Raw genomic sequence first — 16,001 nt, forward strand, 5'->3', positions numbered from 1 at the left:
TTTACCTCTTTTCTATTCTTATTTTTTTGTTTTGTATATTGGCTAATTCTTTTTGATATTCACTTTTACGACGAAAGTTTTTAATTTGATTTTCAATATAAAATTGCTCATTTGCTTGTGCCGCTTCCTTAACATATGGAAGTAAATTTAACTCAACTGTATCATTTTTTGCTGCATTTTGATACTGCAAATCTATATCATTTTGACATTGTTGCATATATTCTTGAAAATATGAATAACTTTGCTGGTCGCTTTGAAATTTACTTAATTTCAAAAAAGTTTGATATAAATGTTCTTTTAGCTCGGTTAATTTTGCTTCGATGTTAATGTTTTCTATTGCTTTATCAGCACTTTCAAAAATATCTTGCTCAATTACTTCATTAATTTTTAGATTGAACATTTTTATTTCAGTATATAAATCTCGCAATTGTGCAGGTTGGCTAAAAATGACTTCTAAACCTTGTTCACTATAAAATAAGTTTGAAAAATCATTACGACAAAGCATAAAAATCAAAATCTTTAATCTCTTGAATTTGCTTATTTCATCAAAAAAATGTTTTTTATTCGGATTTATTTGAAATCTTAGATTAACAGGGAATTCAAAATTCATATCAAAGGGATGTTTTTGAATTTGTCTAGGTTGATAATCAACATAAATATTATTTATATCTATATCATAGTTAAATTCACTCTTTATTTTATTTTTAAAATATGCTTTATTTTCGTTTGATAAGTATGATAAATAACTATTAAATTCAATTACAAATTCCTTGATTTTATTAAAATCAGAATTTTTTGTTATAGCAAAATTTATTTTTAATGTATCATAAACAAAATCAATTGCTCCCCGTGTGGTTTGCATCAGTTGTTTTAAGGTTTCTGCTCCTTCTTTATTTAAAATCTCATCAGCATCTTTTTGGTATGGATTTATAATAACATCAATGCGATTAATTTTATTCGATAATAATGTCTTAATAGTTTTTAATGTAGCATTTATCCCTGCTGCATCATTATCTAAAAATAATTTAATTTTATAATTATATAAGAGTGGAATATGTTGATTAGTAAGTGCTACACCCATTAAAGCAACAACATTTTTTATCCCTGCTTTATAACATGCAATCGCATCAATAAAACCTTCTACAATTACAACTTCTTTACTGCTTTGAATGTGGTCTTTTGCATTAAAGTAGTTGTATAGAATTTTGGATTTATTAAATAAATTACTTTCAGGTGAATTTAAATACTTAGCTACTTCATTGGTTATTGTGCGGCCACTAAAACCCACTATTTGACCATATTGATTTTTAATCCCGAAAACAACCCTATTATGAAAGTATTCTACATAGTTTTCGTTAATCAAACCACTGCTATATAATTTATCAAATCCATAACCTAATTTTTCATTTAAGTGTTTTGATAATAAATTAAAGTCAGGTGCAAATCCTATATCAAAATAACTTATAAGTTCGCTATCAAATAAATTACGTGTTTTTAAGTAGTTGATAGCTGCATTGTTTTTAAGTAGTTGCAATTTATAAAAAGTGTTTGCTGCTTGCAAAATTTCTAATTGTTCTTGCTCTTGTGTATTATATTCCACTAAATCGGATTTATTTAATGAACTAAAATCTAATTCTTTTCCGATGTTTTTTGCTAAATACACAATTGCATCAGTATAACTCATTTGTCTTTTTTTTGTTAAATAAGTAACTATGTTACCACTTTCTCCGCAAGAAAAACATTTATATATTTGTTTTATTGCTGACACAGAGAAACTGGGATTGCTATCATTATGAAATGGACATAGTCCTACATAATTATTACCTTTTTTATTTAATTGGACATCTTCAGAAATGATATCCACTATATTGTTTGAAGAAGTTATTTCCTTAATCAATTCATATGAAATTGCTTGTGTCATTACCCTCCAAACTAAATATATTCATTAATTTGCTCAATCAAAATGCGAAATTGCTCCATTGTATCGCGATTTCTTAATGTAACAGTTGCATCTTCTAAACTTTGATGATCAACTGTTAAACATCAATATGTCCCAATTGCATCATTGCGACGATAACGTTTTCCGATTGAGCCACTTTCATCATAACTTGTCGAGATTCCTAAATCAATTAATTGGTGATAAATTTTTAATGCTTTTTCAGAAAGTTTTTTAACTAACGGAAGTACAGCAACTTTATAAGGTGCAATTTCTTTTGGAAATCTTAAAACTATTCTTTCATCACTTTCTGTCGCTTTCTCAACATCATAACAATTTACAAGTATAGCAAGCATTAAACGATCTAAACCAATACTTGGTTCAATCACATAAGGAATTAATTTAGTATTTGTTTCTGGATCTAAATATTCTAAACTTTCTCCACTTGCTTGCATATGTGCTCTTAAATCAAAATCAGTTCGATTCGCTACTCCTAAAAGCTCACCTCAACCAAACGGGAATAAAAATTCTATATCAGTTGTTGCATCAGAATAATGTGCTAATTCTTCTGGGGTATGTTCTCGAATCCTAACATTTTCTTTTGTTATGCCAAGTTTTTCAATTAATTGAATACTTTTTTTAATATAATAATCAAACCATTTTGGCGCGTGCTCAGGATAACTAAAAAATTCTAATTCCATTTGCTCAAATTCACGAGTTCTAAAAATGAAATTTCCTGGAGTAACTTCATTGCGAAAACTTTTTCCTACTTGTCCGATTCCGAAAGGTAATTTAGCACGAGTTGTTCTTTGCACATTTTTAAAGTTTATAAAAATTCCTTGTGCTGTTTCTGGACGTAAATAAATTTTTGATTTATTTCCTTCAATTACTCCTTGGGCAGTTTCAAACATTAAATTAAATTGCTTAATTTCGCTTCATTGTGCTTTGCATCCATCATATTCAGGTAAATTTTGATTTAAATATTCTCGCATTTGATCATTGCTAAGTTGTTCAGGGATAATGTTGGAATTAATTTCATTGATTAATTTGTCAGCACGGTATCTTTTTCCGTTCACTTTGTTTTCAATTAGTGGATCATTAAAATTCCCGACATGTCCACTTGTTTCTCAAACTTTTGGGTTCATTAAAACTTTTGAATCGATTAAAAAATTATTAGTTTCTTTTAAAATAAATTCTGTTTTTCATATTTGTTTGATGTTATCTTTTAATAAAGAACCTAACGGACCATAATCTCAAGTATTTGAAAGACCTCCGTAAATTTCACTGCCTTGAAAAATAAACCCAGTGCTTTTAAGATGGTTAACTAAAACTTGCATAAATTCTTTATTATTTTTATTAAACATTTTATTATTATACTATTTTTATATTTTTTAAATATAAAAATTTGCTATTTTATAACTTTCTACAAAAATGCAAAATAAAAAAGTCAAAAGACTTTTAAATTTAGTTAAGCGGTGGAATTACACCTACTCATAATAAAATCACAAGAACAAATAGTATTGCAAGTGCTAAAGAAGCAAATAATACTGTTCAGAACATATATGGAATACGTTCTTCAGTTACTACAACTTCGCTTTCTTCTTTTGGTTGTGCTTTTGCTACATCTGAAAATACTACAACATTAGTTTGTGGTTTAACTTCAGCTGCGATAATAGGATAGTGATATGCTTGTTGTGGAACAAATGCTAAATGTAATCCTTCGAACACAAGATATGATAATCAGTGTACTAATAATACATTTCTACCACATTCTTTTCGATAATATACGGCTGTTTCTGGATTGAATTCGATTTCAGGTTTACCAACAATTTTTTCAGATAATGATTTTACAGATGTTGCCAATGAAGCGGCGACTAATTCGAATAATTTTTGTGCTTTTTTATCATCAGTAAATTTATTAGAAAGTTTTTTAGTAACTACTAAAACATTTTTCAGTTGTTCCTTGATTCTTGTTAAATCTTGCTCAGATGTTGTTTTTTCTTCTTTGAAAAATTCAGCAACCTTAGAAATTCTTTGTGCATAAACAGCTAGAGCCTCAAGTTGTTTAGTAGGTTGTAGATTTTCAATAAATTCGAATCTAATAGGTTCTTTTGAACCCGTAGAAACTTCCTTTACTACTTCCACAGGTACTTCTTTTACCACCTCTTTAATAACTTCGACTACTTTTTCAACTGGTACTTTTATCTCTTTGATAACTTCAACTTCGACCGGAACTTCTTTAGTAACTTCCACTTCCTTAACAACTTCTAATGGTACTTCTTTGATAACCTCAACTTCTTTAATGATTTCAACTGGTACCTCTTTAACGACTTCGACCTCTTTTATAATTTCAACCGGTACTTCTTTAACTACTTCCTTTACCACTTCAACAATTTTTTCAACAACTTGAACTTCTGGCTCAGTTTGCTTCACTTCTTGGACAATTACTGGTGCTGCTTGTCCTTGTTTTTGAAGTTCTTCGTTTAGTCTTTGTAGTTTTTCGATTTCTAAATCTTTAGCAGATTTTTTTCTTTCTATAATAAATTCATCATCAACAGGGAAGTATGTTTCGTGCTTTCTAAGCACTTTAAAATCATTAAGTCTTTCAAGGTAATCACGAGCCTCATCAGATTTTCTTGCTCCTGTTTTTGAATCAATAAAGAATTCAGATAATACATCACTTTCAACTACATTACCATCAAATTTATCAACATTGATTTCATAAAAATCAACACCTTCTTTTCATTCTGAAATGAAAATTCCTCCAAATACTTTTTGATCTGTTTGAAATCAGGTAGCACAATCATATCCCAGTGATAAAAATCAGTTCATCGCATCCTTACGAGTTTTAAACTGTGCTAATGCATCTTTTACTTTTGGATGCTTAAGCACTCATGGATAGTTTTTGTTTAATGCTGGTTTATATAAACATAATAGACGTTTCATATTCTTCCTTTAATTTTTTTAATTTTCCTCACTTTTTGCTTACAAATAAGAATATTAGAAATAATTGTTAATATTATATAATATTATTACCACAGCAGATATTGCTAAATGCATATTTTTATTCCTAAAAAATAGGAAAAAAAGTAAAAATTCATCTTTTTTTCCTAAAATAAGCAAAGAAAAAGTAATTTTTTTCTTTTTTTCCTATGGTATAGGCAAAAAAGAAAATAAACGAGGCAAAATGAATAATAAAGAACATATTTTAGAGAAAATTAATCAAATTGTACCGGATGAATGTGGAGTTTACTTATGAAAAAACAAGAACAACGAAATTATTTATGTCGGAAAAGCTAAAAATCTAAGAAAAAGACTTAAACAATATTTTGAAGGACATAATAATTCTTGATTAACTCCTGTGATGGTTGATCAAATAAATGATTTTGATTTCTATATATGTAAATCTGAGCGCGATTCATTTTTAACAGAGTTAAAATTTATAAAACAATTTCAACCTCGTTATAATATAAAACTTACAAACAAGAATACATATCCCTATTTTTTATTTGTAATTGATAAAAATGGTTTACATATAGATATTAGTGATAATCTGAATAAAAAAAATTTAAAATATTATTTTGGCCCGCTTACACCTACATCACAATTTTCAGCTTTTTACGATGTTTTGTGTAATCAGTTTTTATATAATAAGGGACTTAAAATTACCAATAAAGATGAATCGTATTGATTAAATACCCTTGAAGAAATTAAAAATATTTTCAAAAATAAATCGCCTGAATTTATTAAATTAATTTCACAAAAGGAAGCAGAATACAGCAGCAAATTAGAATTTGAATTTGCACAAGTTTATAAAAATGCTTCTGTGTTTATTAAATCATTATTACAAACACAAATTCTGCAAATTAGTAACACACAATCACTTGATTTTTTTGCTTTTGAAAAAGTAAATCAAAACATTTTTATTTCAATCCGATCTTACCAACACGGTTCTACCACTTATATTGAAAACATAAATCGCAAATTTCAAGGTTTACTAACTGAATTTATCGAAAAATTTATCAATGATTACTATAAAAAACGACCAGATATAAAAAGCAAAATCTTGCTAGATTTTGTTTATAAATCTGAAAACCTTATTTTTGATGACAACCTTACTAAAAGAATCTTATATCCACAAAAAGGGATTTATAAAAGTATATTAGAAAACCTTAAATCAAATGCTCAAATCCAGGCAAAGGAATATGCACGAAAACATATAATTAAAGATAATGTAGCTTTATGAATTAAACTAAAACAGGAATTAAATTTATCCGAAATAGATAAATTTATTATTTTTGATAATTCTTTTGAGAATTATCAAAAGGATGTTGCTGGTTCTTCTTTATGTTTTGATATCACGGGTCAAATAAAAAACTTAACAACTTTTAATAAATTATCAGAATTCAATCAAAAAATTGATAAGCATTCAGATGTACAATTTACTTACTATAATGCTGTTTCTTTTTTACAAAAGCATAAAAATAAAATAAATGCAAATGATGTTTTTATTGCTGATGGCGGCATTGCTCAAATAAACGAGATTAAGGAAGCGTTAAAAAACTTCAATCTTAATAATCTTGTTTTTGGTTTGGTAAAAAACGATAATCACAAGACACAAAAACTTATTAATGATTTAGGTAAAACTATTCAATTATCTGATGAAAGTTTTTTATATTTCTCTGCTTTACAAGAACATGTAGACAAAAATGTGAAAAGATATTATCATCAACTTGCCGATTCAAAAAACACACTGAAAGGATCATTAAACATCCCTAATATAGGTAAAAAAACTATCACTGCATTAATTGCTAAATTTGGAACTTATGCATCTATAAAAGAACAATCGCTTGAAAATCTTACAGAAGTCATCGGAACAAGTAGAGCCCAATCTGTTTATAATTATTTTCACAAAAAATAGTATTTATCCAAAAGATAAACACTATTTTACATCCTAATATTTCCTGTAGTTCTTGGAAACGGAATGCTATCACGGATATTTTCCATTCCTGTTATAAACATCACAAGTCTTTCGAATCCAATCCCGAATCCAGATGATTTAAGATGACCAAAACGTCTTAAATCAAGATATCATTGTAAGTCGGCTTGATCAATACCGAGTTCATTTACTCGTTTTACGATTTTAAAATAATCTGTTTCTCTTTGACTTCCACCGATTAATTCCCCTATTTCGGGAACTAATAAATCAAAAGCCGCAACTGTTTTACCATCATCATTTTGATACATATAAAATGCTTTAAATGATTTAGGAAAATTAATAACAGCAACTGGAGATTTATATACAACATCAGTTAAGTATTTTTCATGTTCGCTTGCCAAATCTAGTCCAAAATGGATATCTTTTTCTTCAAATATATCTTTTACTTTTTCAAGTTCTTTTAATGCATCTTGATAATCCACAATTTTTAATTCTGAATCTAAAAAATTGTGGATTTTATTTAATAAGTTTCCATCACTTAGTTTATCTAAAAACTCCATTTCAAAAGGATGTTTAGCCATGGTATTTCTTAAAACAACCTTTAATAAATCCTCTGATAATAAAATAGTTTGATGCAAATCATAAAAAGCCATCTCGGGTTCAATCATTCAAAATTCCGCTAAATGTCGTTTAGTATTCGATCGTTCCGCTCTAAATGTTGGTCCAAATGTATAAATATTTTTAAATACATTTGCATAACTTTCTCCATGAAGCTGACCTGTTACTCCTAAGGTTGATTTGTTCCCTTTACCAAAAAACGGATCATCCACATTCGAATCAGAGACATTAAACATTTCCCCTGCACCTTCTCCGTCATTAGAAGTAATAATAGGTGTAGTGACATAATGAAATCCTTTAAACATAAAATACTTATGGATTTCTTGTGCCAAGGTTGAACGAATTAACATCACTGCTTTTAAAACATTTGTACGGTGACGCAGGTGTGGAATTTCCCGTAATGTTTCAAGTTTCATTTCTTGTGCTTGAATCGGGTAATCTTCATCTACTTTTTTATATTCAATTAACTTGGTAGCAGTCATTTCAATAGGTTGTGGTGCATCTGGTGTAGTTCTCAAAATCCCTTGTAAAGAAAGTGCAGATCCGGGTTTTAAAATATCAAGAACTTCGAAATCAAAATCACCTTTGAACACTACCTGCAAGTTTTTTATGGTTGACCCATCATTTATTTCTAAGAAGCGAATCTTTTTATTTCCACGATTAGATGTAACTCACCCTTGAATTTGAATATCTCAGTTGTTATAAAAAATAGGTTTTAATAAAATACTTTTTATTGTATGCATTTTTCTCCTTTATTATATTATACTAAATTTGCTTCTTTGCTGTGTTAAAAGTTGTTAATTTCTCTATATCTTCTAAATTAAATATTTCATTTTATTTTTTAATTACCTTATTTTATTGTTATTTTTATAATATAAAAATGCTTGATATAAATCCTTATAAATCATATTACCATAATTTATTTGTTTAAAATGATAACCAAAAATTAAGAAATAATAAATAGCTAATTTATTACTTTTTCTTATTATAACTGTATCAATAACCTTATAATTCATATAAAATATCTTATTACTCTTATAATAAATATGACATAAAAATTTATTATCATCATACTTAGCGTCTTGTTCATTATTTAGATAATATTGTTCTTCTGAATATTCAAAATAATCAAATATCTTAGTTAATTTATTATATAAATATTTATATTTTTTATAATATAAAACTATAAAAACTGATTCTATAACCAATGCAAAGGCATAGAAAATATCTACATATCTTCATTCCTTAAAATAACCTAATTTTATTTGAGACGCAAGTTTATTGTATGCATCCAAATTTACAATTAATTCGTTTATAAAAAATAATAAGAGTATAATAAAAAAGGACATAATCATATTCTTAAATATAAATTTGTTTTCTTTTAAATATAATTGACCTCCTTTTTTAAATAGTACATTTGTTTGCCTTGCTTCTGTTATACTAACAAGTTTTTGACACTTATAAATAATGAAATTAGTGAATGAGTTTGTATTAAATAATATAATGAAAGAAAGCACTAAGATGTTTGTTGATATAATCACCCCTAAACACATTAATATAAATAAAAATAGTGACATAAAGCTTCCTTAAATATCAAATGTATATTAATCACTTTGTTCTTCGTTAAAAAAATTAACATAATCAAAATACAAACCTTGATAATATTCACTATGCTCATCTTTTCATGATTTGTGCATATCAAAAATAAAAAAAGCAAAAACATCATATGCACTTTCTTTAAATATTTCTTTAACTCTTTGTGTTGTCAGTACCCTTACCCTGACATCAAAAAAGTTTGTTCTAAAATATATATAATTATTTGTGGTAAGCCCGTTGTTAAAGTAAATAGTATTATCAAGCATATATTCACAATCGATTATTTTGCTACTTTTGACTTTTTCATCAAAGTGTTTTCTGACTTTTCTCCCTATATGAAAGCACTGAAAGTAATAATGAAATGTAAAAATATCAGTAATGATATATGTAATAAAGTTTACCATAAAAATTATTATCATTTCTGGTGCTGTTTTTGTATTAAAATACTTGTCTAGTAGGATGAATGTTATTGTTAAAATAATATGTGTAACAAAACGAAAAATTATTGCTATTACTCAATAAAAAATTTCCTTATTATAAGATATAAGATACTTTCTAAACTCATATCATCCCTTTACAAAGTTTATATGATACTCTTTTGTTTTTTGACTTATATCTCTGCTGTATGTATCTTTTGCTATAAAAAAGAAACTTTGATATCTTTTTGTATATGCAATTATAAAAACAGGATAGAAAATAACCGCAAAACAAGCATTTATTATCAACAAAATAAAAACATATTCAAACATTTTATCCTAAATTATCTGTTTTTGTTTTATTAGGTAATTTTCTTATATATCATTCATTTAATTTTTTATTATATATCTTTTGCATCCCTCATGCATAAAGCATTCAATCAGGTTTTGCTAACATTTGTTCTAAGGTTAATACTTCAGATGTTTTAAGATTTTTAAAAACTAAATTCTTTCCTCCTTTACCGCCTTGATTATAAGGTTTATCAATTGGTGTTTCTTTTACTACTACTCATTCAACTCTTTTAATATTTTCTAAATTTATCGCTATTGTTTGTAACTGATTCTCTAATTCTGATAAAAAGTTATTTATCTTTTTATTTTTCTCTTCCATACTATCGATTTCTCTTTTTGTTAAATAGATATCAATTGAATCAAGAACAAATCCTGTTGTATGTAAAAAAGCTTTTTTGAAAAATGTTTTATATGGTACTTTTTCAATTGCTCAAAATTTACCTTTATAATTCTTTACTGCAGAAAAAACATTTCAAGTTCACCCAGAAATAACATTTTTACCATATGAGTAACCTGATAATGCTTCATCTTTCGAACTTTTTTTAGGAAACTGAAATATTTCTGATAATAATTTATGATTCTTTATATATTTATCCCTTCTGGATTCTAATATACTAATTGCAACACTTAATCCAATGGATGCACCTGCTGATAATGCAGTACCAAAAAAACCTAATCCAAAGCTAAAAATACCTGCAAAAAAGCTAAATATAGATACAGCAGACATCGCTATTTGTGCATTTAGTAATCTTTTTATTATATTGTTATACCAAAGTATATTATCATTTATATCTATATAAAGTTGTTTTATATCTTGTGATTTGGATTCAAATTCAAAAAATTGTTTTGTTAGATTTTTTGAATTCATTTCATTACTATCTATGTTTATTACATAACCATTATTCGCATCTAGAACGGTTCTTTGTATTGTAGATTCATTATTATTTAACTTTGCTACTTCTTTTTTAACTGTATGTACACCAGATTTAAAAGTATTTAAGGACTTTGTTAATTCGTTCTTAAATTTTTTATATCCTGTCTCGTTAAGATAGTTATTTATATTTTCTTGTTGGTCTTTTGTAATCAGATTATTTGTTTTATAAATATCCAAAAAATTATTCATTATTTCTTTATAATCATCTAAGGAAATTTCGCTAATTGGTTTATTAATACTTTTATTCTTTTTAATAATTCCTTCCGATATTTTATCTAGTATATTTTCTTTATTTTTAAAAATATCTTTAGATAATTTTTCTATATATTCTATATTTAAATCCTTATCAGGGTGTTCCTGAATTTTCGGAAAACTTGTTTCTAATTTTACATCATTGTTGTTAATACCAGTTAACCCGCTCAACCCAGAAGTGACATCAGCTATTTTAAAAATAATATTCTTCATTTTATTCCTTTCTTATATAAATAATTCTATCAAAGAATCCAACATAAATGGTTTATTTGTTGAATTTATTTCACTTTTATGATATGTATGTTGTATATGTATTATTGATTCGGTATTTCTTTATGATATAAATTCCTTATATAAAATAATTCATTATAATTTGTCTATATAGGGGTTATATGAAGAAAAAATTAAAAAGTTTATTGATATTATCAAGTTTAACAACTTCTACTATCGCAGTAAGTTGTGGAACAACTACATTTGCTAATACAAATAGATCTGGTGGAAGTGATTCTGTAACATCAGATAAGAATAAGAAACACGAACCTTCTCCACAAGAATTAAGGGATAAAGCAATCGAGTTGTTTGTAAAAGAAAATAAGATTAATGATAATTATTATAAATATAATGGACGAAAAGATAATAATCCGTTCTTAAAAGATTGGGATTATTGGTTTAAAATCCCTGGTTATAGCATTAAAAACTATGATGCTGATGATGTAAGAAATTGAAGATTACATATTACTAGACCTTATATGAACATCGGGGATTTTGGTAAGATCAACGATGCATTTGATGCAAAAATTAATGGTGGAGTCGATCAAAGTTTATGAAAAGCAAAGAAGCAAAAATTTAATGATTGAGCTAAGGCCGAGTTTGGTTTTATTAAGCCGAATCCTGATGTTGATATAGAAGTATCGATGAAGAATTATAACGGGGATTTATATCAACTAATTAACGATGTGGTAAATGATAAAATAAATATCGATGAACAAACAAAAGAAAATTTTTATAATGAAGTTTTAGCGTATTTAAAACATAATGAAAATAATGTGATAAATGGTTATGATAATATTTATTTTGATAAAAATAAGTTAAATAAATTAACTGATAATGATCTAAATACCTTAGCAAATGAAAGTAAGAATCAATATCAAAATAAATATCTTAGATATTTTGCGAGTGTACCTAACGATGAAAGTGGGGTTAAGATTGCTGATACGGTACTTAATGATGTAAAGAAAATGTTATCGTTTTTACCAACTAATTTTGTTAATCAAATTGAAGGTAAACGTGAGTCGAATCCTGCTGATCCGAGTTTAGCAAACTTAATGGCTAATAATTATTATGCGCAAATGATTCGAACCTGATATTCATATAAGTTTACTGATTATAAAGAAAGTAGAAATTTTAATCAAAATATTTCATATTCTCCTATATTAACTACTGATTCTTTATATACATATAAGGGGTTTGTGCAACATCCGATCGAAAATTATAATTATAATATTAATTATATTGATAATGCTTATGCTACAAGAAAATATAGCAATGAACAAAAACAACAATTAAAAAAATGAGCTGTGAATCCAAAAGAATCCGATGCGTTTAAATATAGTTTTTTACCATGAACTTTTAATTTAAACGGGGTGTATGATCCAAAGGTTAATTTAACAAGTTATGATCTAGCATTAAAAGCACATAATGATCCGTTATTAAATGATCTTAAAGATCCAAATGAAAAACAAAAACAACAACAAGATGCTAATACAATTTCTTATGCTCCAATTTCGATGTTCGATGCGATAACTGATTCTGGTGGTAAATTTATGGCCGTCGATGAGAATCAAAGAAAATATTATATTAGTTTAATAGAATATAAGCAAGTGTTGAAAAAATTAAATGATGCTCTAAAATTAATGGATTATAAGAAAAACGGTGATCAACAAGCATCTAAGATCGAAAAAATTGAAGAACTTAATAAAAATAATGATGCTAGATATGTTGAACAAAAAAAGATATTTAATGATTTTAAAATAAAGTTAAATACATATACTGCAGCATTAATAGCGATTTTAGATATTAATAACTTTTTAGGGATTGAAAGTGTGTTCCCGCAAACAAAGGATCTAAAACAAATTTTAGTGGATATGTTACCTTATGGTAAAAATAGTAATTTCGAGTTTAGCTATAAGGATGCTAATGAAAAACTTAATAACGAAGTGCTGGGGTGGTATACTGTGTTAAGTAATGGTGAAGCAAAAGATACATTACTTGATGGATTCTTGCTGGGGTATGATGTAGATGCTAATATAGCATTTAATGTTGCATCATATAATTATTTATTTACTTATTTAAATACTATTTATGCTAAAAATAATTTAGAAAAGATAAATAGAATTAATTATAGTGAGTATAAAAAAGAACTAGCTAAGAATAATAAAGTAAAGGCTAAAGAAATTATTAAAAAGGTGCTGGTGTAATTTGTATAGTAAGTATAAGTGCATATTTCTTTTCCATAAAATTTGCAGATATAAAAAGTTTAAATGATTTTTTATATCTTTTTCTAGATTACTTTCTTCTTTTCTTATAAAATAAAAATGTAAGAAATCATATAGGTAATTAATTTCTTACAAAATTTTATGATAAGGAGATATTATATTGAAAAATAAGATTAAAAAAATATTATCTATTTCTTCTGCTTCTTTCTCTTTACTTGTTACTTCTTGCTCATATTCACAAAAAGACTCTAATAAATATAATAAAGATGATATAGGCAATTTTTATTCATATATACTGTCTTATAAAAAAGACAATATGATTAAAGATATTAACGATAATTATTTTTATTATATGTGGAAAAACAATAAAGAAGATGCTGGTAAATTTGAATATTTATTAAAAAATAAATATTCATATATTAATTCAGTTGAAGAATTAAATAAACGGTTTTTAGATAAGTTTAATTTGTCTTTTGTCAAGAAATACTATAATTTGTTCAAAGACAAGGTAGTTTTTGATATAAATAATTTAACAGAAGAAAAATTAAAGGAAATTAATCTAGAAAAGTTTAAAGAAATTTATTTAAATAACCAAGATATTGTTGAATTCTTTAAAACGAAAAATTTATTAATGTATGAGGTTTGAGTAAACGATGATAAAATTCCAAATTTGGTATTAGTTCCTGACTATAAAAGTAAAGGTGAAAAATAATTTGACATTTTTTGTTGTTGATTTTTATTTATTAGGTGAAAACCTTCCTTTGGATTATAAAAATAGAGACCCAAAATTGTTAATGAACATAAAATATATTGACAAAAGCAAATCAGTAACGATTAAAAAAGCTACAAAACAAGAAATTTTGAATCTTTATAAATATTTACCTTCAATTATAACAACTGATAAAGCTGATGTATAAGTTTATTATATAAACACAAAAAGTCGTAATATAAAAAGTTGAATTCACTTGTCATAAAAATACAAATAACTTTTATAAATACCTTAAAATTTTAATAAAAAATGATAACAAGAATTAATAAAAGGACATTTTTAAATGTCCTTTTATATTTAAATATAACAATTCATAAAATTTGTTTATAATATGATAAATAAATTATATTAGAGGAAAAATGATTAAATATAAACGAATCTTAATAAAACTTTCTGGTGAAGGTTTTGCTAACAAAGAAAAACACCTAGCAATTGATAACGAACTTGTTAAGAAAATTGCCATACAATTAAAAGAAATTGTAAAGCAAGGTGTACAAGTGTCTATTGTTATTGGTGGTGGTAATTTCTGAAGAGGTGCATCTGCTGAAAAAAATGGTATTCCTCGTAATCGTGCCGATTACATCGGGATGCTCGCTACCATAATGAATGGTTTAGCGCTTCGTAGTGGTTTTGAGCTTGTGGGACTTAAAGCAAGGGTGCAAAGTTCATTGAACATTGATGCTCGTGTTGCGGAAAACTATGTAAATGAAAAAACAATGAAATACCTTGAAGATGGAGAGGTTGTAATCTTTGTCGGTGGAACTGGTCGCCCTTATTTCACCACTGATACTGCATCTACATTATATGCATCTGAAATTGGTGCAGAAGTTATTTTAATGGGTAAAAATGGAACCGATGGGATTTATGATAGTGATCCTAAAACAAATCCGAATGCAAAAAGATATGATAAAATTACATATAATGAAATACTTGAAAAAAAATTACAAGTTATGGATTTAACTGCCACTAGTATGGCTCGTGATAACAATATTAATTTAATTATATTTAACTTACTCGAAGAAGATTCAATATTAAAAGTTTTAAAAGGACAAATAACACACACAGAGGTAATTAAATAATGGATATAGAAACTTATTTATTAGAACTACAAGAAAAATCTGAAAAAGCAATTAGTCATTTTAAATTTGAGATGTCAAAAATTTCTACTGGTAGAGCCAATCCACAACTTATTAAAGGGATTCGGGTAAACTATTATGATGTTCCCACTCCACTTGATGAATTAGCAAACATCTCAGTTCCTGAACCACAACAACTTTTAGTTAAGCCTTATGATATGGCATCAGTAAAAGAAATTGCTAAAGCTTTAGATAAAGCAAATCTTGGGATTCCCCCCGTTGATGAAGGTAATCAAATTAGACTTACATTTCCATCTTTAACAACTCAACGTCGTAAAGAGATGATCAAGAACTTAGCAAAACTAACTGAAGCAACTAAAATAGGAATCCGTAATGCTCGTCAAGAAATAAATAAGATGATTAAAGCAAATGAAGAACTTTCTGAGGATGAAGAAAAGAAATACTTAGATGCTGTTCAAAAAGAAGTAGATTTATTAATTGAAAAAGTCGTTCAATTAACCAAAGAAAAAGAAAACGAACTACTAAACAAATAACAAGCTCCGGTGCAAAAATTTGTGGTTTGTTTTTTTTTTTTTTTTTGTATATAATAAAGGAAATA

At 26.6% G+C, this 16,001-nt stretch carries 13 protein-coding genes; 6 read left to right on the top strand and 7 right to left on the bottom strand.

The window, feature by feature from the left end:
• Window position 1: 1 nt before the first annotated feature.
• The 3 genes from dnaG to ACXYRO_RS00230 all read right to left on the bottom strand — a co-directional run bounded on the left by dnaG (window position 2) and on the right by ACXYRO_RS00230 (window position 4,882).
• The gene (gene dnaG / locus ACXYRO_RS00220) at window positions 2–1,921 is read right to left on the bottom strand and encodes a DNA primase (RefSeq protein WP_458613950.1); all 1,920 of its coding nucleotides are present in this window, start codon (window positions 1,919–1,921) and stop codon (window positions 2–4) included.
• 11 nt (window positions 1,922–1,932) lie between these two features.
• Window positions 1,933–3,300: a glycine--tRNA ligase gene (locus tag ACXYRO_RS00225; RefSeq protein WP_458613951.1), complete on the bottom strand. Its 1,368-nt coding sequence runs from the start codon at window positions 3,298–3,300 to the stop codon at window positions 1,933–1,935.
• Window positions 3,301–3,400: 100 nt separating this feature from the next.
• Complete coding sequence (locus ACXYRO_RS00230) at window positions 3,401–4,882, bottom strand: MAG3090 family protein (protein WP_458613952.1); 1,482 nt, start codon at window positions 4,880–4,882, stop codon at window positions 3,401–3,403.
• A gap of 241 nt (window positions 4,883–5,123) precedes the next feature.
• On the opposite strand from ACXYRO_RS00230, the gene ACXYRO_RS00235 reads away from it, so the two are divergent.
• Entirely contained in the window at window positions 5,124–6,857 is a 1,734-nt protein-coding gene (locus ACXYRO_RS00235; RefSeq protein ID WP_458613953.1) for a GIY-YIG nuclease family protein, read from the top strand.
• A gap of 26 nt (window positions 6,858–6,883) precedes the next feature.
• On the opposite strand, the gene asnS is transcribed toward ACXYRO_RS00235, so the two are convergent.
• From asnS to ACXYRO_RS00255, 4 genes are all read right to left on the bottom strand, one after another.
• Window positions 6,884–8,236 carry an asparagine--tRNA ligase gene (asnS, locus tag ACXYRO_RS00240; RefSeq protein WP_458613954.1) on the bottom strand — a complete coding sequence of 451 codons (1,353 nt, stop codon included), beginning with the start codon at window positions 8,234–8,236 and terminating at the stop codon, window positions 6,884–6,886.
• Between the two features lie 102 nt (window positions 8,237–8,338).
• Window positions 8,339–9,070, bottom strand: coding sequence for a hypothetical protein (locus ACXYRO_RS00245; RefSeq protein WP_458613955.1), 732 nt, complete (start codon window positions 9,068–9,070; stop codon window positions 8,339–8,341).
• Between the two features lie 27 nt (window positions 9,071–9,097).
• The gene (locus ACXYRO_RS00250) at window positions 9,098–9,493 is read right to left on the bottom strand and encodes a hypothetical protein (protein ID WP_458613956.1); all 396 of its coding nucleotides are present in this window, start codon (window positions 9,491–9,493) and stop codon (window positions 9,098–9,100) included.
• A 346-nt stretch (window positions 9,494–9,839) separates the two neighbouring features.
• Complete coding sequence (locus ACXYRO_RS00255; RefSeq protein ID WP_458613957.1) at window positions 9,840–11,255, bottom strand: hypothetical protein; 1,416 nt, start codon at window positions 11,253–11,255, stop codon at window positions 9,840–9,842.
• Between the two features lie 179 nt (window positions 11,256–11,434).
• On the opposite strand from ACXYRO_RS00255, the gene ACXYRO_RS00260 reads away from it, so the two are divergent.
• The 5 genes from ACXYRO_RS00260 (at window position 11,435) to frr (ending at window position 15,936) form a co-directional block, all read left to right on the top strand.
• Window positions 11,435–13,519, top strand: a complete 2,085-nt coding sequence (locus ACXYRO_RS00260; RefSeq protein ID WP_458613958.1) for a hypothetical protein — start codon at window positions 11,435–11,437, stop codon at window positions 13,517–13,519.
• Window positions 13,520–13,697: 178 nt separating this feature from the next.
• The gene (locus ACXYRO_RS00265) at window positions 13,698–14,249 is read left to right on the top strand and encodes a hypothetical protein (RefSeq protein ID WP_458613959.1); all 552 of its coding nucleotides are present in this window, start codon (window positions 13,698–13,700) and stop codon (window positions 14,247–14,249) included.
• Window position 14,250: 1 nt separating this feature from the next.
• Window positions 14,251–14,454, top strand: coding sequence for a hypothetical protein (locus tag ACXYRO_RS00270; protein WP_458613960.1), 204 nt, complete (start codon window positions 14,251–14,253; stop codon window positions 14,452–14,454).
• 211 nt (window positions 14,455–14,665) lie between these two features.
• Complete coding sequence (gene pyrH / locus ACXYRO_RS00275; RefSeq protein ID WP_458597822.1) at window positions 14,666–15,385, top strand: UMP kinase; 720 nt, start codon at window positions 14,666–14,668, stop codon at window positions 15,383–15,385.
• Complete coding sequence (frr, locus tag ACXYRO_RS00280) at window positions 15,385–15,936, top strand: ribosome recycling factor (RefSeq protein WP_458607544.1); 552 nt, start codon at window positions 15,385–15,387, stop codon at window positions 15,934–15,936. The genes pyrH and frr overlap by 1 nt, the downstream gene beginning before the upstream one ends.
• Window positions 15,937–16,001: the final 65 nt, after the last annotated feature.

Source organism: Mycoplasma sp. 4013, assembly GCF_054353875.1.